19 protein-coding genes are annotated in these 20003 nt (G+C 59.9%); 15 read left to right on the top strand and 4 right to left on the bottom strand.

The features are described 5' to 3' along the window. Positions 1-31 precede the first annotated feature (31 nt). Together GIV26_RS14735 and GIV26_RS14730 are read right to left on the bottom strand one after the other, a co-directional pair. Complete coding sequence (locus GIV26_RS14735) at positions 32-829, bottom strand: class I SAM-dependent methyltransferase (RefSeq protein WP_236281296.1); 798 nt, start codon at positions 827-829, stop codon at positions 32-34. After that, the gene (locus GIV26_RS14730) at positions 826-3051 is read right to left on the bottom strand and encodes a cytochrome P450 (protein WP_236281292.1); all 2226 of its coding nucleotides are present in this window, start codon (positions 3049-3051) and stop codon (positions 826-828) included. The genes GIV26_RS14735 and GIV26_RS14730 overlap by 4 nt, the downstream gene beginning before the upstream one ends. Positions 3052-3408: 357 nt before the next feature. On the opposite strand from GIV26_RS14730, the gene GIV26_RS14725 reads away from it, so the two are divergent. After that, on the top strand, positions 3409-4101 hold the full coding sequence (locus GIV26_RS14725; protein WP_236281277.1) for an aspartate/glutamate racemase family protein: 693 nt from the start codon (positions 3409-3411) through the stop codon (positions 4099-4101). A gap of 433 nt (positions 4102-4534) precedes the next feature. Here GIV26_RS14725 and GIV26_RS14720 read toward each other — a convergent pair whose 3' ends face one another. Next, the gene (locus GIV26_RS14720) at positions 4535-6199 is read right to left on the bottom strand and encodes an electron transfer flavoprotein-ubiquinone oxidoreductase (RefSeq protein WP_034126749.1); all 1665 of its coding nucleotides are present in this window, start codon (positions 6197-6199) and stop codon (positions 4535-4537) included. A 516-nt stretch (positions 6200-6715) separates the two neighbouring features. Here GIV26_RS14720 and GIV26_RS14715 point away from each other — a divergent pair. From GIV26_RS14715 to GIV26_RS14650, 14 genes are all read left to right on the top strand, one after another. Then, positions 6716-7465: an electron transfer flavoprotein subunit beta/FixA family protein gene (locus GIV26_RS14715; RefSeq protein WP_014719538.1), complete on the top strand. Its 750-nt coding sequence runs from the start codon at positions 6716-6718 to the stop codon at positions 7463-7465. A 2-nt stretch (positions 7466-7467) separates the two neighbouring features. Continuing rightward, complete coding sequence (locus GIV26_RS14710) at positions 7468-8397, top strand: electron transfer flavoprotein subunit alpha/FixB family protein (protein WP_034120769.1); 930 nt, start codon at positions 7468-7470, stop codon at positions 8395-8397. A gap of 160 nt (positions 8398-8557) precedes the next feature. Continuing rightward, the gene (locus GIV26_RS14705; RefSeq protein WP_089041900.1) at positions 8558-9373 is read left to right on the top strand and encodes a substrate-binding periplasmic protein; all 816 of its coding nucleotides are present in this window, start codon (positions 8558-8560) and stop codon (positions 9371-9373) included. Between the two features lie 9 nt (positions 9374-9382). Beyond that, positions 9383-9745, top strand: coding sequence for a DUF4398 domain-containing protein (locus GIV26_RS14700; protein ID WP_003193475.1), 363 nt, complete (start codon positions 9383-9385; stop codon positions 9743-9745). Beyond that, positions 9742-10554, top strand: coding sequence for an OmpA family protein (locus tag GIV26_RS14695; RefSeq protein WP_034126751.1), 813 nt, complete (start codon positions 9742-9744; stop codon positions 10552-10554). Before GIV26_RS14700 ends, GIV26_RS14695 begins: the two co-directional genes overlap by 4 nt. 265 nt (positions 10555-10819) lie before the next feature. Beyond that, a complete protein-coding gene (locus tag GIV26_RS14690; protein WP_236281274.1) occupies positions 10820-12259 on the top strand; it encodes an aminotransferase-like domain-containing protein in 1440 nt (479 codons plus the stop codon). A 93-nt stretch (positions 12260-12352) separates the two neighbouring features. Further along, positions 12353-12844 carry a translation initiation factor 2 gene (locus GIV26_RS14685; RefSeq protein ID WP_201914458.1) on the top strand — a complete coding sequence of 164 codons (492 nt, stop codon included), beginning with the start codon at positions 12353-12355 and terminating at the stop codon, positions 12842-12844. A gap of 162 nt (positions 12845-13006) precedes the next feature. Next, entirely contained in the window at positions 13007-13261 is a 255-nt protein-coding gene (locus GIV26_RS14680) for a YkgJ family cysteine cluster protein (protein WP_197883257.1), read from the top strand. Positions 13262-13302: 41 nt separating this feature from the next. Continuing rightward, positions 13303-13908 (top strand): START domain-containing protein, encoded by a 606-nt coding sequence (locus tag GIV26_RS14675; protein ID WP_236281272.1) that lies wholly within the window; start codon positions 13303-13305, stop codon positions 13906-13908. A 103-nt stretch (positions 13909-14011) separates the two neighbouring features. Next, positions 14012-14248, top strand: coding sequence for a hypothetical protein (locus GIV26_RS14670; protein WP_054897212.1), 237 nt, complete (start codon positions 14012-14014; stop codon positions 14246-14248). A gap of 213 nt (positions 14249-14461) precedes the next feature. Then, entirely contained in the window at positions 14462-14803 is a 342-nt protein-coding gene (locus tag GIV26_RS14665; RefSeq protein WP_003193463.1) for a ribonuclease E inhibitor RraB, read from the top strand. A gap of 444 nt (positions 14804-15247) precedes the next feature. Next, entirely contained in the window at positions 15248-16657 is a 1410-nt protein-coding gene (locus tag GIV26_RS14660) for a circularly permuted type 2 ATP-grasp protein (protein ID WP_236281269.1), read from the top strand. 4 nt (positions 16658-16661) lie between these two features. Further along, complete coding sequence (locus GIV26_RS14655) at positions 16662-17612, top strand: alpha-E domain-containing protein (protein ID WP_034126756.1); 951 nt, start codon at positions 16662-16664, stop codon at positions 17610-17612. Beyond that, complete coding sequence (locus GIV26_RS14650) at positions 17609-18391, top strand: transglutaminase family protein (protein ID WP_034126757.1); 783 nt, start codon at positions 17609-17611, stop codon at positions 18389-18391. The genes GIV26_RS14655 and GIV26_RS14650 overlap by 4 nt, the downstream gene beginning before the upstream one ends. A 171-nt stretch (positions 18392-18562) precedes the next feature. Here the strand turns inward: GIV26_RS14650 and GIV26_RS14645 are convergent, their stop codons facing one another. Next, positions 18563-19363 (bottom strand): c-type cytochrome, encoded by an 801-nt coding sequence (locus GIV26_RS14645; protein WP_236281267.1) that lies wholly within the window; start codon positions 19361-19363, stop codon positions 18563-18565. Between the last annotated feature and the right edge of the window lie 640 nt (positions 19364-20003).

Genomic DNA, 20003 nt, shown 5'->3' with positions numbered 1-20003 from the left:
GCAATGATGTGCGCCCCCGCACAGTATCAAGCTAGAGGACGCGTCCCCAGGCACTGACTAACGTCAAGGCGGCGTCGGTGAACGTTGGATCGGCACGCAGCATGGCCATGGCATCCAGCTCTGCCTGGGTGAGTAACCCAAGTTCCAACAATGCAGGCCCTGCCTGCGCGGTGGTTGCCGCCCAGAAGGCATCTGCCGGGCTGTTGTCGCCGATTCGGCCTTCGAGGGTGCGATGCCCCACGTTGACAAGCCCCCGGTCACGTAGCCGATCAGGCAGTCGATCGGCCCAGAACATGTCAGACCCGATGGACTGCTCCAACAGTGTGATTCCGGCCTGGGCGACTTTGCGCAGCAACGGGTTCGTCGTTCTGAGGCTCGGTTGCAGGCTCACATCTTCGATCACCAACCAGCCTCCGGGACGTAACCAAGTGGCGGCTCGCGTCACTATCTCCTCGCGGTCAGTGAGGTGGCACAGCAACGCCCGGGCGTGCACCACGTCAAACGATGCCGCAGGAAAATCATCGGTCGTGACATTGTGGGTCATCACCTTGATGCCGGGGATATCGACCAGAAAGCGGGCATCGATATCCGTGGCGGTAACCGTTGCGTCGGGATATCGCTGGCTCAACCAGCCCGCGAGCGATCCGGCACCGGCGCCCAGATCAAGGATGGCGGGCGCGTCCGGCAGATCCAATCGTTCAAAAACCTTATGGCTTAACGGGTCAAAGGCGCGCTCCAGGGTTTGCAACCTCGCCAATTGGCCTGCGTGTTGGTCCGCGAGATAGCTGCGGGTGTAGCCGGGTTGCTCGGTGGAAACAGATGTGGTCAAAGCACCACCTCCAATTGATCAGGGCAGCGATTGAGAAACCCGCGCTCTTCGGGCTTGAACCCCGGAGCCCAGCGCAGGTTGGGAAAGGTCTGCAGCAGCATGCGCGCACCGATCGTGATCTCCATCCGAGCGAGCATGGAGCCCAGGCAGAAGTGGCGCCCCGCTCCGAAAGCGAAATGGCTGCTCGCCTGTTCGGCGCGCAACATATTGAAGGTGTCCGGGTCGCTGAACCGGGCCGGATCACGATTGGCTGAACCGATCAGGCAGGCCAGGGTTGCGCCACCAGGAATTGTTCCCGACGGCAGTTGCAGCGGTTCAGTCGCCTCCCGCAGTACAAGTTGCAAAGGCGGGTTGCGTCGCAGGGTTTCGGTGAGGGCGTTGTCCATCAGTGCTGGATCAGCGATCACCGCCTCTTTCACGCCAGGTTCGCTCAACAGGTTGACGATCAGATTCGCCAGGGCGCCGTGACTGGTCTCGCTGCCTGCCGTCATCAGGATCGCGCAATAGGACCGTACAAAGGACTCGGACAACGGCTGGTCGTCGATACGTGCCGCCAGGAGTTGTGAAATCAAGTCGTCCTTGGGTTCTATACGCCGAGCGTCGATGTAGGGCTGGATAAAGTCGTAAAAACTGTCCCGGTTGGATAACCCGCCGGTCAACAGTGCTGGGTCCTGACGATAGTTGCCCATGTACGCGAAGCCGATGGCACACCAACGCTTGAGCCGCTCCACCTCCTCTCGTGTGTGTGCCGGGAGGCCCAATGCATGAGCCATCACTCGCACCGGCAGCGCAGCGGTGAAATCGGCAATCAGGTCGACCTGAGGCCGGCCCTGCATACGCGCCAGCAAGTCTGCGGTCACTGCGGTGACAGACGCTTCGAGCGCCACCAGCGCCTTGCTGCGAAACGACGGGGTGAGCAATGCTCGGTGCTGGGCGTGTTCGCAGCCGTCCATGGTCACAATGGTGTGCCCCAGCAGCGGCCCAATCTGCCAGGTGTAGTTGCGATTGCTTGCCCCTGGGTGGGTCAGCGCGGCTTTGACATCCACATAGCGACTGACCAGCCACACATCGGTGGGCTCGTCGTACGCGATCGGAAGTGTGGTGCGTAAACGCTCATACAAGGGGTACGGGTCGATTTCGAACTGGCGGGACTTGAGGGTCGGCGGAGTCAGCGCCAGGTCCACTTGTCGGCTGTGCTGTACCGCGCAACCATCGGCCTGTAGGTGATAGCGCGAAACGCTGCGATGCCAGTCCCCCGCCGCCCGGACAACCTGACGCAACCGGTCCGGATCGGTCGCAGCGCACGGCGGGTAATGGGCATGCTCGGTAGCGGCTGCCGTGAATTGAGCAACTGCCGTGTTGACCATCTGATGGGCTGCTTCTATCGCGCCAGGCCAGTCCAGGCCAGCGGTGTGCGCGAGTATCGATACCAGATTGAAGCGCTCGCCACACACCACATCTTTGGCAACCGAGTGGATATCGTTTGTCCACGCGATGATATCGGCAGCGTGCTTACGCAACCTGCTCCACGTTTCCACCTGCGCAGGATGCTCGTACGGGTCCAGGGCTTCGGCACCATCGATCAGATCAAAAAAGAACAGGGCGCCGAAGGAATCCCGGCGCAACGGCAGATACTCAGCCAAGGCGAGCGCCGTATCGGTTTCTCGCATGCGTACCTGCGCCGCCTGCGCGCGCAGATGCTGGACCAAATGCCCCACCAGCCTCTGCCGCCAAGGCCCGCTGCCCCAACGCTGGATCTCGGGCCACAAGTCATCGGCCAGAACAACCAGCATCGGGTCCTCGAACCGGTCGCGTTCACCTGACGGCACAGCATCGCCGCTGTCGGTCAACGCCTGCACGGCGGCGATGAAATGCTCCAGCGCGCCGTTTTCCGCCCAGGGTCCGTCATCAATACGGTCATCCAGCGTAAGCGCCCACAGGTACCAGCACACCAGAGTCTGCGCTCGGTGCGTGGGCGCCCCCCCGCACAATGCTATTCCCAGGTCGAGCAGTGCCGTGGTGGTCAACCGATGCGCGCCACGCCTGCCGATCAAACCGTATCGCTGCGCCCAAGCAAGCGCATGCGCACGCAGCCGTTCAGTGTCGGCACGCGGCGGTGCAACGGCGAAAGGTAGCTGGATATCGGGAATCGTGAGCGGCGCCGGTGACGAATGACTGTTGTGGCGGGTATCGGTGTCGCCTTCACAGTGTTGCGGTGCCATGAAAAGCTCCTCTGGAATCAAACTTTCAGTAGGGCTGACCTTATTTGAAATCAAAAACTCTGGATGTGAGAGGTATCCGAAGGTCACTCGGCAATGGCGGTCTTTCGGCGTAGGGGAAAACGGAGCGTCGCCATCATGAGCGCTCAGGGGCTGCTCGGTCGTTCGTGCTGATTAGATATGGGGTTTTCAGCAAAATATACTGTCATTTCTCACAGGTATGGACGAGTCGCTCAGCACCGGACGATGACCGATCACCCACGTTGCTTGAACTGTTCCGGTGAATGGGTCGGCAACTGCGTATGACTCATCAGCCTCGAGTGGGTAAGGTGAAGGCTCATCCTTTTTCAGGAGCACCCTATGCGCACCATCGGCCTTATCGGCGGCATGAGCTGGGAGTCCAGCGCCGAGTATTACCGCCTTATAAATCAGCGCGTGCGCGACCGTCTTGGCCCGCTGCGCTCGGCGCAAGTGTTGATGTACAGCGTGGATTTCGGCCCGGTGGAACAGGCTCAGCATGCCGGGCGTTGGGACGATGCCGCGCTGATCCTGGAAGATGCCGCACGGCGCTTGCAGGCCGGGGGCGCTGATTGTGTGGTGCTGTGTACCAACACCATGCACTTGGTGGCACCGCGTATTGAGGCGGCGGTGTCGATCCCCTTCCTGCATATTGCTGATGCCACGGCGGCGGCGGCTCTGGAGGCCGGGACCCTGACGGTGGGCTTGCTGGGTACCGCGTTCACCATGGAGCAGGACTTCCTCAAGTCCCGCCTTGCCGCCCAGGGGCTCAACGTGCTGGTGCCAGACGCGGATGAACGCCAGGAGGTGCACCGAATCATCTATGAAGAACTGTGCGTGGGCATCATCAGTGACGCGTCACGCCAGGTGTATCAGCGGGTGATCCAGGCACTCGCTGCACAAGGCGCCCAGGCGATCATCCTCGGCTGTACGGAAATCTGCCTGCTGGTCCAGCCCGAACACAGCGCCCTGCCGCTGCTGGACACCACCGCGTTGCATGCGCAGGCCGCGGTGGGGTTTGCCTTAGAGGCTTAGGTATCGACACAACTTTGTGGTCCTTACCTGAATAACGGGTATGTACTCGGTCTGATCCAACATCCTGGCGGGCTTGCCCGCTTTCGCGGGCAAGCCCGCTCCCACAGGGGATCTGTACCAGACGCTGATTCTGTGGGTAATGCATGACCCGTGTGGGAGCTGGCTTGCCTGCGATAGCGGTGGTTCAGTTGTAGATTCAGTGACTGACACTCCGCCTTCGCGCGCTTGCCCTAATGCCAGTCAGTTAAGAGCTAGAGCAGACAACCAGTGACTTGTGGCGAGGGGGCTTGCTCCCGCTGGACTGCGTAGCAGTCCCATTTTTGGGGCCGCTTCGCGCCCCAGCGGGAGCAAGCTCCCTCGCCACAGTTACCGATTCTGTCTTAACTGACTGGCATTACCCATTTCGGGAGCCTTTTCTGGTTAAGCGAACGACTTACATATTCGGGTAAGTCGGCCCGCCCGCGCCTTCCGGCGTCACCCAGGTGATGTTCTGCGAGGGGTCCTTGATGTCACAGGTCTTGCAGTGCACGCAGTTCTGGGCGTTGATCTGGAAGCGTTTCTCGCCGTCTTCCTTGGTCACCACTTCATACACGCCTGCCGGGCAGTAGCGCTGCGCCGGTTCATCGTAGAGCGGCAGGTTGGTGCCGATCGGGATGCTTGGGTCTTTGAGCTTCAAGTGGCACGGCTGCTCTTCTTCATGGTTGGTGCCGGAGATGAACACCGAGCTCAGCTTGTCGAAGCTCAGCTTGCCGTCGGGTTTGGGGTAGTCGATCTTCTGGCTGTCTTTGGCCAGCTTCAGGCAGGCGTAGTCCGGCTTGGTGTCGTGCAGGGTGAAAGGAATCTTGCCGCCGAAAATATTCTGGTCGAGCCAGTTGAAACCGCCGCCGATGATTGCGCCGAACTTGTGCACGGCCGGGCCGAAATTACGGCTGGCGAACAGTTCTTCATACAGCCAGCTGGCTTTGAAGCTGTCGACATATGTGGTCAGCTCATCACCGCCCTCGGATTCGGCAAACAGGCGGTCGGCCACGGCGTCGGCGGCGAGCATGCCGGACTTCATCGCGGTGTGACTGCCTTTGATCTTGGCGAAGTTCAGGGTGCCCAGATCGCAACCGATCAGCGCGCCGCCCTTGAAGACCATCTTCGGCAGCGAATTCAGGCCACCTTTGCAGATCGCGCGGGCGCCGTAGCTGACCCGCTTGCCGCCTTCCAGGTACTGGGCCAGCACCGGGTGGTGCTTGAGGCGCTGGAATTCATCGAACGGCGACAGGAAGGTATTGCTGTAGGACAGGTCGACGATCAGGCCGACCACGACTTGATTGTTTTCCAGGTGATAAAGGAACGAGCCACCGGTGTTCTCTTTACCCATGATGTCCAGCGGCCAACCGGCGGTGTGCACCACCAGGCCCGGCTGGTGCTTGGCTGGGTCGATTTCCCAGATTTCCTTCAGGCCAATGCCGTAGTGCTGGGCGTCGGCGTCGCTGTCCAGGTTGAAGCGCTGGATCAGTTGCTTGCCGATGTGGCCACGGCAACCTTCGGCGAACAGCGTGTACTTGCCACGCAGCTCCATGCCCGGGGTGTACAGGCCGTCTTTTGGCTTGCCTTCACGGTCGACGCCGAGGTCGCCGGTGATGATGCCGCGTACCACGCCGTTCTCGTCGAACAGCGCTTCCTGGGCGGCGAAGCCTGGGTAGATTTCCACTCCGAGGTTCTCGGCCTGCTGGGCCAGCCAGCGGCACAGGTTGCCCAGGGAAATGATGTAGTTGCCTTCGTTGTGCATGGTCTTGGGCACAAAGAAGTCGGGCACCTTGGTGGAGGCTTCCGGGCTGCGCAGTACATAGATGTCATCGCGCACCACGGGCGTGTTGAGCGGGGCGCCGAGTGCTTTCCAGTCCGGGAACAGCTCGTTCAGGGCACGTGGTTCAAACACGGCACCGGAGAGGATATGGGCGCCGACTTCGGAGCCTTTCTCGACCACGCAGACGCTGATTTCCTTACCGGCTTCGGCGGCCTTCTGCTTCAGTCGGCAGGCGGCAGACAGGCCAGCCGGGCCAGCGCCGACGATGACCACGTCGAATTCCATGTATTCGCGTTCCACAGGCTATCTCCTACTCAAGGCTCAACAGGCTTTTTTTTCTAATGGGTGGAGGTTCGGTGTGGTTCTGCGCGAAGGCAGGACCCACCTGTCTCTCTAGGTGGCGCATTATATATAGACCACTGACAGCGTCCAATACAAACGTTTGTTTGAATTGCCTGCAGCCTAGATAAATCAAAGCAACGGGGCTTATGACTGACCATTTTGCCGTATTGACCAGAATAGGCGTTCCGGTCAAGATACGGTCGGTTTTGCGCTTCCCGTAGGCAGACTGCAGGTTTCAAGAGCACGTCCAAAGACAAGCCGAAGGCAATGAAGGTGATGCGCACCCAAACGTTGGAGCGCAGTTTACACGCCACGATAAAGAATGACCTCTCAGTCACCACTGACGAACGGTCGTCATTTCCCGTGTGCAAGGCCACTGCCGAGGTCTTTGGAGGTGCCCTTGTGTGCCGATGAGCATCAACCGCCAGGTTCGCCTAGGCGACTTTCTTTTCACCGGAGAGTAACGAGGAATCCATGAAGGTTCTTGTAGCTGTCAAACGCGTTGTCGATTACAACGTGAAAGTTCGCGTCAAGGCGGACAATTCCGGCGTCGACCTTGCTAACGTCAAGATGTCGATGAACCCTTTCTGCGAAATCGCTGTGGAAGAAGCCGTACGCCTGAAAGAGAAAGGCGTGGCGACGGAAATCGTCGTGGTGTCCATCGGGCCGACCACTGCCCAAGAGCAGTTGCGTACCGCTTTGGCCCTGGGCGCCGACCGCGCCATTCTGGTGGAGTCCGCTGAAGAGCTGACCTCCCTGGCCGTTGCCAAGCTGCTCAAGGCCGTTGTCGACAAGGAACAGCCACAACTGGTGATCCTGGGCAAACAAGCCATCGACAGCGACAACAACCAGACTGGCCAGATGTTGGCTGCACTGACCGGTTACGGCCAGGGCACCTTCGCTTCGAAAGTCGAAGTGAGCGGCGACAGCGTTGCGGTCACCCGTGAAATCGACGGCGGCGCGCAGACGGTTTCCCTGAAACTGCCGGCCATCGTCACCACCGACCTGCGTTTGAACGAGCCGCGTTATGCGTCCCTGCCAAACATCATGAAAGCCAAGAAGAAGCCTTTGGAGACGTTGACTCCGGACGCGTTGGGCGTTTCCACCGCCTCTACCAACAAGACCGTCAAAGTCGAAGCGCCGGCTGCACGCAGCGCGGGTATCAAGGTCAAGTCGGTGGCTGAACTGGTCGAGAAACTGAAAAACGAAGCGAAGGTGATCTGATCATGACTATCCTCGTAATCGCCGAACACGATAACAAGGTGCTGGCCCCGGCCACCCTGAACACCGTGGCCGCTGCCGCTAAAATCGGTGGGGACATCCACGTGCTGGTTGCTGGTCAGGGCGCTGGCGCCGTGGCTGAAGCGGCTGCAAAAATCGCAGGCGTGAGCAAAGTCCTGAACGCTGACAATGCCGCTTATGCGCATCAGCTGCCGGAAAACGTTGCACCGCTGGTCGCCGAGCTTGGCGCTGGCTACAGCCACATCCTGGCCGCCGCTACCTCCAACGGCAAAAACATCCTGCCACGCGTTGCCGCGCAGCTGGACGTTGACCAGATCTCCGAGATCATCTCGGTAGAAAGCGCCGACACCTTCAAGCGCCCGATCTACGCCGGTAACGCCATCGCTACCGTGCAGTCCAACGCCTCGGTCAAGGTCATCACCGTACGCGCCACCGGTTTCGACCCGGTTGCTGCCGAAGGTGGCTCGGCTGCCGTTGAAGCCGTCTCCGCTGCCCACGACGCTGGCACTTCCAGCTTCGTCGGCGAAGAGCTGGCCAAGTCGGACCGTCCTGAACTGACTGCTGCCAAAATCGTCGTTTCCGGCGGGCGTGGCATGCAGAACGGTGACAACTTCAAACACCTGTACGCCCTGGCCGACAAGCTGGGCGCTGCGGTCGGCGCTTCCCGCGCAGCCGTTGACGCAGGTTTCGTACCCAACGACATGCAGGTCGGCCAGACCGGCAAAATCGTTGCGCCACAGCTGTACATCGCCGTCGGTATCTCCGGCGCGATCCAGCACTTGGCCGGTATGAAAGACTCCAAAGTGATCGTTGCGATCAACAAGGACGAAGAAGCTCCGATCTTCCAGGTTGCCGATTATGGCCTGGTGGCGGACTTGTTCGAAGCGGTACCTGAGTTGGAGAAGCTGGTCTAATCCAGCCGCTTCACTTATAAAGAGCCCGGTCTTATGACCGGGCTTTTTTATTCCCTGTAGGAGCGAGCTCGCTCGCGAAAAAACCACAGGCGCCGCATTTATTCAGAACGCACGCGTTATCGTTGACGTTTTTCGCGAGCACTTTAGGAAGGAACATGCCATGGCGCTGCGCCCCTGGACTGTACTGTTGGGCCTTACGCTGCTGCCGAGCCTGACGCTCGCCGCCGGCAAGTGCGAGCGCCTGGTGATCACCGGCAGCCCGGACGCACCGCCTTTACTCTGGCGCGACCCCCAGGACCCTACGCACCTGATCGGCGCGACCGCTGACGTGCTGCAACAAGTGGGCAAGGAGCTCGGGGTGAAAATCGACCTGCTCTACGGCGGCAAACGCTCCCTGGCCCTAGATGAAGCACGCAGCGGGCGCATGGACATTCTCGCCGACGCACCGCTGAACCTGGGTGAACTGGACCACTTCGACTACATCCATCCGGCGCTGATGCAGACCGACTACCTGGTATGGACGCGCAAGGATTCAGCCGTGGTCTATTCCACCGCCGCCGATTTGCACGGCCACAAAGGCGCAGTCTCGGAACGTGCGCGTTTGAGCACGGAGTTCGAAACCTTCGCCAGCCAGCAACTCAACCTGCAACGCCTGCCCAATTTGACGCCGGCTTTCCAGAAACTGTTGCTCGGTGAGGTGGACTACGTGCTGGCTGGGCGCTATTCCGGCATGGCCATGGCCCAGACCCTGGGCATGAGTAATGACCTGGTGGCCCATGAGGTGCCTGTCGATCAGCCTGGCCTGTACCTGGCGATTTCCCACAACTCGGCCTGCAATGATCCTTGGCTTCGCGGACAGCTGACGAAAAAGATGACAGAATTGCCCGCCTCCGGTGCCGCTCAAGCCGCGCTGCAGCGCAATCTGGAGCGTTGGAAAGCGCAACTGCAACAACCTGTCGGCACCCCAACAAAGTAGGGATTTACAGTGATTTTTCGAGCTCTTTTCGCGGCCCTTGCCGTTGTCGCGCTGGCGGGATGCGCAACCGATCCTGCGCCGATCGAACAAATGCGCCTGACCCAGCAAGCCTTGGAACAAGCCACCGCGGTCGGGGCCAACACCGATGAATCCCCCGAACTGAAGCTGGCCGAAGAAAAATTCGCCCGGGCCAAGGGCAACATGGCCGACCAATCCTACAAGCGAGCGCGGATGCGCGCCGAGCAGGCTGAGCTGGACGCACGCCTGGCCGAAGCCAAAGTGCTGACCGGCAAGAGCCAGGAACAATTGAACGTGCTCAATACCCGTATCACTCGCCTGCGTAAGCAGCTGCAGTTGGGAGAAGCACAATGAGCCCGATGATCCGTGGCCTGAGCTGTGTACTGCTGCTGGGCAGCGTGGCCCTGGGCGGCTGTGCGAGCCAACCCACGAGTGAGCAGGCGTTGCAGCAGGCCGGCGATGACTTTCAAAAGGTCAAGGAAGACGCCAACGTGCTGCGCTTCGCGCCCAAGGACGTGATCCGCGCCGGAGAGTCCCTGGCCCGCGCCGATCGCCTGTCCAGCTACTGGGGCAGCGGCTCCGATGTGGTGCATTACGCCTACCTGAGCCAGCGGTACAGCGCCATCGCCCGAGAGCACACCCAGCAGGGCCTGAATGCCGAGCGCGGCACCCAACTGGAGTTGGAACGTCAGCGCCTGCAACTGGCCTTGCGCGAAAACAAGCTGGCCAGCGTGCAACAGCAGGGCAAGTGGGTTGAAGCGCAAATCGCCAGCCTCACCACCCAGACCGACCGTGGCCTGGTGATGACCCTGGGCGACGTACTGTTCGACACCGGCGAAGCGGAGCTGCAGAACTCGGCCAACCGCACGGTGCTCAAGATCGTGCAATTCCTGCAACTGAACCCCAAGCGTCGGGTGCGCATCGAGGGCTACACCGACAACACCGGTGGCGAGCAGGAAAACCTGAAACTGTCCCGCGACCGGGCTCAATCGGTGGCCGACCTGTTGATGGACCTGGGCATCGATGACAAGCGCATCGAAGTCGAGGGCTATGGCGACCAATACCCGGTGGAAGCCAATGCCTCCGAGCGTGGTCGTGCACAGAACCGTCGGGTGGAAATTGTTTTCTCTGACGAGAAGGGCCAATTGGGCGCTGCGCGCTAACAGCTGACGCAGCTCCAAATTGTGGGAGCGGGCTTGCTCGCGAATGCGGTGGCTCAGTACTGGATGTGCTGGCTGACACACCGCCTTCGCGAGCAAGCCCGCTCCCACATTTCGTTTCGGCGATGCCCACCCCAGCTCCCCCCGCAGTTTTTACTGTCACTCCCGCCCACGCTCGACTATTGTGGCAACTGTCCCCGTACACTTCTAAACTGTGCCGGTATGTTTCACACAAAAATAAAATGCCCGTGAAATCGAGTGCTGCGTCATGACCAATCTGTTGCTTTACCAGCGTATTGCCCAGCAACTGGCTGAGGACATCCGCCGCGGTGTCTACCAACCGGGGGAGCGCGTGCCGTCGGTACGCAAGATGAGTTCCCAGCTCAATGTGAGCCATGCCACGGTGCTGCAGGCCTACGCCAACCTGGAAGACCAGGGGCTGATTCGGGCGCGGCCGCAGTCGGGCTACTACGTGCATCAGACGCCAGCACTCACGGCGCCTACGCCTGATATCGCACGGGTCGAGCGCCCAGGTTTGGTCACCCGTAGCAGTATCATCCAGCAGGTGCTGGTCGAGTCGCGCCGTGAAGGGGTGTTTCTCTTGGGCGCGGCGGTGCCGAGTGTCGACTACCTGCCGGTGCGGGCATTGCATCAGCAATTGGCCAAGGTCACGCGTTTCCAGAGCCCACGGGCGTTCAGCTACATGTTCAGCCCTGGCTTTGAACCCCTGCGGCGCCAGGTGGCGATCCGCATGCGCGATGCCGGGGTGGTAGTGGACCCTTCCGAAGTGGTGATCACCCACGGCTGTGTCGATGCCTTGCAAATGTCGTTGCGCGTGCTGACGCGCCCTGGCGACCTGATCGCGGCTGAATCACCGACCTATTACGGCTTGCTGCAATTGGCTGATCTGCTGGGCCTCAAGGTGATCGAGATCCCCAGTGACCCCGCCACGGGCATGAGCCTGGAAGCCCTGCAACTGGCCGCCAACCAATGGTCGATCAAAGCGCTGGTGCTGACCACGCGCTTGAGTAACCCGCTGGGCGGCACCATGCCAGAGGAGCGGCAGAAACAGTTGCTGCGCCTGGCGTCGGACTTCGATATCCAGATTGTCGAAGATGATATTTACGGCGAGTTGATGTTCGAACTCGGCCGCACCAAAGCCCTCAAGGCCTACGACCGCCTCGACCGAGTGATCTATTGCTCAAGCTTTTCCAAGACCTTGTCCCCAGGCGTGCGCATTGGCTGGATGATTGCCGGCAAATACCAGCAGGAAATCCAGCGCCTGCAGATGTTCAGCACGCACTCGGCATGCAGCGTCACCCAGATGGGCGTCGCGGCCTATCTGGAAAACGGTGGCTACGACCGTCATTTGCGCTACATCCGCCAGGAATACCGCAAGAACCTCAGTGCCTTCCAATTGGCGGTGCAGCAGTATTTCCCCGAAGGCACCCAGATGACCCGCCCGACCGGCGGCTTTATCTTGTGGGTCAGTTTGCCGGGGCGGGTCAATACTCAGGAACTGCATGTGCGTGCCCTGCAACAAGGCATCAGTATTGCGCCAGGGCTGATTTTCAGTAATACCGAACAGTTCAACCACTGTATTCGCCTCAATTGCGGCACGCCGTGGAATCGCGAGGCGGAGAGGGCGTTGATGACCCTGGGAATGCTTGCCAGCCAGCTGTGCCAGGAGGCCGCAGCGGGTTTTTGAGGCGAGCAAAGGGGACAAGACTGATCTGTGCCCTTGTCATGCCGCGCACAACAAGCGAGCATATGGCCTTCTGCCGTTAATGCTGTTGGCGATATGACTTCTATTTTTCGCGTTACGTTGATGCTTGGTCTGCTGAGCCTGTGCAATGCCGGTAGCGTGCTGGCTGCAGCGCCGGTGGTTGAAGGCAAGCCTGTTGTCGGTGCCGAGCAAAAGACCTCAGCCAAGCAGCCAACGCCTGCGAAAAAAGCCCCCGCCGCGCAAAAGAAAGCCGCTTCGACCAAAAAGCGTGCACCCGTGGCGAGCAAGTCCAAGTCGGCCCATGAGGTCGCCCAGACCAAACTGCCACCGGCACAGTTGGACCTGTCCCTGCCTTCGGACATGGTCAGGCACTTGCAACCCATTGGCACCATGCCCAAGCCCAAGAGCGTGCCTCTGTTGCCGCCGATGTTTGGTGAAAAGCCCACCGACAACAGTGCGTTCCAGATCAACGGCCGCTTGCTCAGCAATGAGATGAAGCTGCAACTGCGTAACGAAGAGCGCCGTGATGTTGAAGGCGCTGCGCTGGATTTCGAATTCAAGCAATAAACTTTCTGAGCACAGGTGACCCAGGTTGCCGACCATCTGTCGCAGACTGGTCGGTCACTTTTGTTTTGTGCGAAAAACTCCTGTTGGGCCATTTTAAAACGGCTGTTTAAGGGCGTACTCTAGCCCGGCCATCCCTATTGAGTCGTCGAGGACCTGCTGGTCATGAAATGCCGTGAAGGCTGTGGCGCCTGCTGCATTGCCCCCTCCATCAGTTCGCCACTACCCGGAATGCCCCAGGGCAAACCCGCTGGCGTTCGTTGCGTGCACCTGTCGGTGGAACAATTGTGCCAGTTGTTCGGTCAACCGCAGCGGCCCGCCGTGTGCAGTGATTTCCATGCCGATATTGAGGTGTGCGGCAACGACCAGGCCGATGCCATCCGGCTGATCGGCTGGTGGGAGCAGATGACGGCGGCTTGATGGGCTTTACTATCGGAACTTCAACAATAAGGAATACAACGATGGGTTCGCTGAAACGAGTGGCTGTGCTGTGCGGTTTTACGCTGTTGTTTGCGGCCACTGCCCAGGCTGAGGATTGGCAAGTCGCCAAGGACGAAGACGGTATCAAGGTGTCCCTGAGCGAGATTGCCGGTTCCAAGTACAAGGCCTATCGCGGCGTGACCGTGATCAAGGCGCCTTTGGCCAAGGTCCAGGCGCTGCAGGAAGATGTGGTCGGTGCTTGCGCATGGATCCATGAATGCAAATCCCAGAAACTCGTCGACAAGAAAGGCGACGAGGCCTGGACCTACACCCAGTTCAAGGCCCCGTTCCCCGTGACGGACCGCGATTCTTACATCCACGTCACCACCACCAAATCCGCTGACGGCACCGTCACGCGCAAACTGGAAGGTGTGCCGACCTACAAGCCCGAAGCAAAAGGCTACGTGCGGGTCGCCCAGGTGGAGGGTTTCTGGAAACTGGTGCCAAAGGGCGATAACCAGACCGAAGTCACCTACCAGGTACACACCGAGCCAGGTGGCAGCGTACCTTCGTGGCTGGCCAACAAGTTTGTGGTGGACGCCCCGTTCAACACCTTGAAAGCCTTGAAAGAACACGCTGAAAAATAAGTGCAGTTGATCCGGTGCCTCCGGGCTTGAGCGGAACGTTTTGCGCGCCGCCAAGGTCCAGATACTTGTAAGCCCACCTATGGGTTTTATCGAGGAGGCATCGATGCAAACGTGGCAAATTACCTTCGTTGATGATCACGGTGAAACGTCCGTGCAGCAGTTCACCTGCGAACAAAAGCCCAGCCTCGAAGATGCTGCGCATATGATTCGTGCGAAGCTGGTGCCGATTGCTGCCAAACTCGATCTCAATGACCTGGAAGGCCGTAAACCCGAGCCGACGGTCAAGATTCTCAAAGACCAGAACAGTATCCAGATTCTCGATATTTCTCCCTCCGTCTAAACATTTTTCATGCGCCACACGAGCCCCTCTGGTGGTGGTGACAGCTTCACGCTACTCTGCAATCGAGATCAGCGAATGAATCGCTAAGGTCTGGTCTTGTCAGCTACATGCTTGTTTTCCTGCGGTGTTGTTATGCCGTGGTGCCCGCGCCAGCAGGGCGCGGGGCTTCAGGAAGCACGGAAAGTCTATCCATCGGTGTGAGGAGGACGTTTCATGAGCACAGCCTATCAAGAAGACATCAGCACCAACGTACTGCGCCGCATGAAAGAAGGCGGCTTTGATTTCTCGCGCTTTCACCCCATCGAGTTCTACGCCATTTTCCCGGATGAGGAACGGGCGCGCAGGGCTGCGGGTCGATTTCGTGGGGAGTCCCTCAACGCCCAGGTCAGCGCGCGCGACGATGGCGCCTGGTACCTGGAACTGAGCAAAATCATGTTCGCAACCTACGACGGCATAGGAGACTTCGAGCAAGACTTTGAAGCGGTGGTCGAGCCCCTGGGAGGGATCATCGAAGGATGGGGCGTCAAGCAGGAGGTGCGTGGGTTACCCATGTAGTTGGTATTTATGAGCAGCACAGCGTATCGGCTGACCTTTGGGTCGGCCGATTTTGTTTGGGCTACCGTCGCAACGGAAACTGCCGTTTCAGGCGCAAAAAAAACCACCCGAATAGGGTGGCGGAAAGGGAAGACCGAGGAGTCATCAGTACACGAGTCAATACGTTACTGAATGTGCAAAGGGTTTGGCTGTAGGACACGTCCTGTTCAACCGATGTGGGCGATTATCCGCATGTGCAGGCGGGCAGTGAAATCAACTCTGACTATGCTGTTGATAGCCAAACACCGCATTGCAACGGAGCGTACGGCGTGGCCCAGGCAATTGCGCGCACCAGGACGGTGCGGCAAATCCCCTCGGATTATGCAACTGTTTGATTATCAAGTGTTTATGCCGCTGGCACGGGCCTTGCGAAGGTTCTTGCGTCCGGGTGACAAGGAGTACGGCATGATCCGCACTTATTACGATGAAATGTACGATGGGGCAGGGCAGGTTCGCCCCCATTATCGCGAGTTCGCCCGTTGGTTGGCCGACACCCCTGCCGAACTGCTGGCCCAGCGCCGGCGTGAAGCCGATTTGCTGTTCCATCGCGCCGGCATCACCTTCACCCTCTACGGGGACGAACAAGGCACCGAGCGTCTGATCCCCTTCGATACCATCCCCCGCAGCATTCCGGCGAGTGAATGGCGGGTTGTCGAACGCGGTTGCATCCAGCGGGTCAAGGCGCTGAACCTGTTCCTCACCGACCTGTACCACGACCAACGCATCATCAAGGCCGGCATCATCCCCGCCGAGCAGGTATTGGCCAACGAGCAATACCAACTGGCAATGCAGGGCCTGGACTTGCATCGCGATATCTATTCGCACATCTCGGGGGTGGACCTCGTACGCGATGGCGACGGCACGTACTACGTGCTCGAAGACAACCTGCGCACGCCCAGCGGTGTCAGCTACATGCTCGAAGACCGCAAGATGATGATGCGTCTGTTCCCCGAGTTGTTCGCGGCCCAGCGCATCGCGCCCATCGACCATTACCCCAACCTGCTGCTCGACACCCTCAAAAGCGCCAGCCCCCTGGATAACCCCAGTGTGGTAGTACTGACGCCCGGGCGTTTCAACAGCGCATTCTTCGAACATGCCTTCCTGGCTCGGGAAATGGGTGTGGAGTTGGTGGAAGGCGCGGATTTGTTCGTGCGCGATGACCGTGTGTTCATGCGCACCACCGATGGACCCAAGGCTGTCGATGTGATCTACCGTCGCCTCGATGATGCATTTCTAGATCCCTTGGCATTCAACCCCAACTCGATGCTTGGTGTACCCGGCCTGCTCGCCGCCTACCGTTGCGGCAATGTGGTGCTGGCCAACGCCATTGGCACCGGAGTCGCGGACGACAAATCGGTTTACCCGTTCGTCACCGAGATGATCCGCTTCTACCTCGATGAAGAGCCGATCCTGCAGAACGTTCCGACTTTTCAATGCCGTAAGCCTGACGAGTTGTCCCACGTACTGGCCAACCTGCCCGACCTGGTGGTCAAGGAAACCCAGGGCTCCGGTGGTTACGGCATGCTGGTTGGCCCGGCGTCTACAACCGCAGAAATCGAAGCGTTCCGGGCGCGTATCAAGGCCAAGCCACACGCCTATATCGCGCAGCCGACCCTGTGCTTGTCCACCTGCCCGACCTTTGTCGAAAACGGCATCGCCCCGCGCCATATCGACCTGCGCCCCTTCGTGTTGTCCGGCAAGGACACCCGCGTGGTGCCGGGTGGCCTGACCCGTGTGGCGCTGCGCGAAGGCTCGTTGGTGGTCAACTCGTCCCAGGGCGGCGGAACCAAAGACACCTGGGTGGTCGAGGACTGATGCCATGTTGAGTAGAACTGCCTCGGATTTGTACTGGATGTCACGCTACCTGGAGCGTGCCGAAAACCTCGCACGCATGCTCGATGTCAGCTATTCGCTGTCGCTGATGCCCCAGGACGGGCGCGGCGATGGCCTGCATGAATTAGCCATGCCGCTGTTGATCACCGGCACTCTGGACGATTACCACGAGCGCCATGGCCCACTGCACGCTGAACGGTTGCTGCATTTTTTTGCCCTGGACGCGGCCAACCCGGCGAGCATCTACAGCTGTCTGGGTGCGGCGCGGGCCAGCGCCCATGCGGTACGTGGGCGGATCACCGCCGACATGTGGGAAAACATCAACGCCACCTGGCTGGACATTCGCGATATCGCCCAGCAGGGGCTCAGCCATTACGGCATGAGCCGGTTTTGTGAGTGGGTCAAGGAGCGTTCCCATCTGTTTCGGGGCGCCACGTACGGCACCATCATGCGCAACGATGCCTTCCGCTTTATCCGCCTGGGCACTTTTATTGAGCGTGCCGATAACACCCTGCGCCTGCTGGATGCCCGCTACGAAATGGCCGGCGAACAGGCGGCGGCGGTCAGCGATGGTACGGCTCACGCTTATTACCAATGGAGTGCGTTGCTGCGCGCTCTGTCGTCGTTCGAGGCGTACACCGAGATTTATCGCGATGCGCCGGGCGCTCGGCAAGTGGCCGAACTGCTGCTCTTACGCGCGGATGTGCCGCGTTCGCTGCGTGCTTGCAGCGAAGAGATCGACCAGATCCTCGCGAGCCTGCCAGGCCTCAATGGTCGCCCGGCCCAGCGCCTGGCCGCCGAGATGGATGCGCGCCTGCGCTTTACGGCCATCGACGAAATCCTCGAGGAAGGCCTGCATGCCTGGCTGACCGACTTTATCCCCTTGGTCCGCCAGTTGGGCGACGCCATCTACAGTTCCTACCTGGAGGCGGCATGAGACTCTCCATCAGCCACGACACCACCTACCACTACGAAGACCAGGTGCGCGCCAGCATCCAGTACCTGCGCCTGACCCCCCATGACAGCGAGCGCCAGCACGTGCTGAGCTGGCAACTCGACCTGCCGCGCCCGGTGCGGGCGCAGGTGGACCCCTTCGGCAACATATTGCATGTGCTCACGCTGGACGAACCCCATGACGCCATCATCATTGGCGCTCGGGGCGTGGTGGAGATCGATGAATGGCGCGAGGCCGAACACGAAAGCCAGTCTGCCTTTCCGTTCCTGCGCTCCACGCGCCTCACCGAGCCCGACGACGCCCTGCGCGGGTTTGCCGAGCAAAACTGCCATCAGCGTCGCGACCGCACGGCGCTTATCGACTTGATGCAGGCGCTGAACCACACCATGGTCTACACCCCCGGCGCGACTGACGTCGATACCTGCGCCGCCCAAGCCTTCGCAGGGGCCGCTGGGGTGTGCCAGGACCATACCCATGCGTTCCTGGCCTGCGCACGTAGCCTGGGGATCCCGGCGCGGTATGTGTCGGGGTATTTGTACACCGAAGACAGCGCGCACCTGGCCAGCCATGCCTGGGCCGAAGCCTGGCTGGATGACGCCTGGTACAGCTTTGACGTGACCAACCAACTGGCGCGGCCGGAGCGGCACTTGAAGCTGGCCGTCGGCCTGGACTACCTCGACGCCTGCCCGGTACGCGGCATGCGCCGTGGCGGTGGGCATGAGCAGATGCACGCCAAGGTATTCGTGGCGCCGCAGCAATGACCGATAACTGTCGGAGCAAGCTTGCTTGATCGTTCGCACGCTCTGCGTGGGAATGCAGCCCAGGACGCTCCGCGTCCCATAGCGTGACGCAGAGCATCACGAGAGGCGTTACCACGCAGAGCGTGGGAACGATCGACGGTGCTCTCAGGCTTTTCGCGAGCAAGCTCGCCTCTACAACTTGCGGCCCGCCATATGCCGCAGATACCCCACCAGCAAGTCCAACTCATTGTCTGGCAATACACTGGCTGTAAACGCCGGCATCTTCGCCTGTGGCCAATGCCTCAGGCTTTGCGGGTCGCGGATGTAACGCTTGAGAAAATCGCCGCTGAAATACTCGGTGGGGTTGTAGGGCACATTCAAGTCCGGCCCCATCTGGGCATCACCGCCGCCATTGAGGCGATGGCACGCCAGGCAGTTCTTCTGGAACAACGCGAAGCCTTGGTTGATCGGGTCGTTCGCCGCCAGCTTAGGGTCGGGCAATAACGCCGGGAAACGCTCGCCAACCTTCTGCAACTGTTTGAACCTGGAGACCTGGAACGGCCACTGTTCCGGGCTGATACGTCCGGCTTGAGGGTTGGTCCAGACCAGATAGAACGGTCCGGCGCTGGGCTTGCCCTGTGCCAGTGGTGGCCATGGATGGGCCGGGTCTTCCACGGCCAGCCAGGCGCGGGCGCCGTTTTTTTCCAGCAACGGCGCGGCGGCAAGTTCGGCGGCAAAACCATCAAGGGCAACGGCTTGCAGGTGGTTCGCAGATTTAAGGCCCGGCAAGAGCACCGCGAGGGGCACCGCACGATAGGTCATGTTGCGCTTGTAGGACACATCATCAACGATCTGCACCGTTTGAGCGTCAGGGTGCTTGAGCAGCTCGGCGGTCTCCCAGGTGTTGTGGGTGTGGTCCAACTCGATGGTCAACTGTGCCGCCGCCGCAGGCAGGCTCAGCAGCAGGGCAAAAAGGGCGAGGATCGGTTTCAAGGCACAGGCCCGTTGCGAGAGAGTGAGGGCGCACACGATAACGGAAAACGGCAGGTAAAAAGACAGCCCCTGCAACAGGAGCGCTAAGCGCAATGTCCTGGCAGGTGCTGCCAAAAGCTGCAGGCCTGGTGCGGTGTGTGCACGGAAGCTGGGAGTGTCACCCAATAACCTTGGTTAAATTGGGCAAGATCAGAATCAAGGTGGTGGCGAACAGGATAAGTCCCGCCTGACGTACTTTCGATTGTTTGAACATGGCTGACTGCCTTTTCTTTTGTTGTTATTCCTGAGCGTCAAATGCGTGCCGTTGAAGTCAGTATCGCGAGGTGACGTTGCACTTTTCTTACAGCTGCTCCAGCAAAACCCGGCAGCAGCGTCTTACAGATTCAACCTTAGAGCGCCCGTTCTTTCTGGCTTAGACTCATTTCATATCAGCTAAGAAGTATTTGCGCTAAAAACGGCATGAGGCTTATTGCCACCTTGGCGCCAGCCCTAGGGCTAGACAGCTAAAACGATTAATCAGGCATTTCCCGTAGGTACCTACCGTTCGTCCGAGCGAGGGGGTCAAAAGCAATGAGCGCATCCGTCATTGAAACCGTGTCAATCGGGCCTAAGGTAGGGGCACACACCCATAGTGGTTCGA

The sequence above is a fragment of the Pseudomonas sp. PA-1-3F genome, from assembly GCF_021609665.1.
GTDB lineage: Bacteria > Pseudomonadota > Gammaproteobacteria > Pseudomonadales > Pseudomonadaceae > Aquipseudomonas > Aquipseudomonas paracarnis.
The sequence above is the reverse complement of the archived record's forward strand: the minus strand, read 5'-3'. Positions and strand labels throughout refer to the sequence as shown.

Excerpts from the sequence above, each read along its gene's own strand:
- GIV26_RS14730 (WP_236281292.1), bottom strand. The coding sequence starts at position 3,051 with ATGGCACCGCAACACTGTGAAGGCGACACCGATACCCGCCACAACAGT.
- GIV26_RS14725 (WP_236281277.1), top strand. The coding sequence starts at position 3,409 with ATGCGCACCATCGGCCTTATCGGCGGCATGAGCTGGGAGTCCAGCGCC.
- GIV26_RS14715 (WP_014719538.1), top strand. The coding sequence starts at position 6,716 with ATGAAGGTTCTTGTAGCTGTCAAACGCGTTGTCGATTACAACGTGAAA.
- GIV26_RS14710 (WP_034120769.1), top strand. The coding sequence starts at position 7,468 with ATGACTATCCTCGTAATCGCCGAACACGATAACAAGGTGCTGGCCCCG.
- GIV26_RS14705 (WP_089041900.1), top strand. The coding sequence starts at position 8,558 with ATGGCGCTGCGCCCCTGGACTGTACTGTTGGGCCTTACGCTGCTGCCG.
- GIV26_RS14695 (WP_034126751.1), top strand. The coding sequence starts at position 9,742 with ATGAGCCCGATGATCCGTGGCCTGAGCTGTGTACTGCTGCTGGGCAGC.
- GIV26_RS14690 (WP_236281274.1), top strand. The coding sequence starts at position 10,820 with ATGACCAATCTGTTGCTTTACCAGCGTATTGCCCAGCAACTGGCTGAG.
- GIV26_RS14685 (WP_201914458.1), top strand. The coding sequence starts at position 12,353 with ATGACTTCTATTTTTCGCGTTACGTTGATGCTTGGTCTGCTGAGCCTG.
- GIV26_RS14680 (WP_197883257.1), top strand. The coding sequence starts at position 13,007 with ATGAAATGCCGTGAAGGCTGTGGCGCCTGCTGCATTGCCCCCTCCATC.
- GIV26_RS14675 (WP_236281272.1), top strand. The coding sequence starts at position 13,303 with ATGGGTTCGCTGAAACGAGTGGCTGTGCTGTGCGGTTTTACGCTGTTG.
- GIV26_RS14670 (WP_054897212.1), top strand. The coding sequence starts at position 14,012 with ATGCAAACGTGGCAAATTACCTTCGTTGATGATCACGGTGAAACGTCC.
- GIV26_RS14665 (WP_003193463.1), top strand. The coding sequence starts at position 14,462 with ATGAGCACAGCCTATCAAGAAGACATCAGCACCAACGTACTGCGCCGC.
- GIV26_RS14660 (WP_236281269.1), top strand. The coding sequence starts at position 15,248 with ATGATCCGCACTTATTACGATGAAATGTACGATGGGGCAGGGCAGGTT.
- GIV26_RS14655 (WP_034126756.1), top strand. The coding sequence starts at position 16,662 with ATGTTGAGTAGAACTGCCTCGGATTTGTACTGGATGTCACGCTACCTG.
- GIV26_RS14650 (WP_034126757.1), top strand. The coding sequence starts at position 17,609 with ATGAGACTCTCCATCAGCCACGACACCACCTACCACTACGAAGACCAG.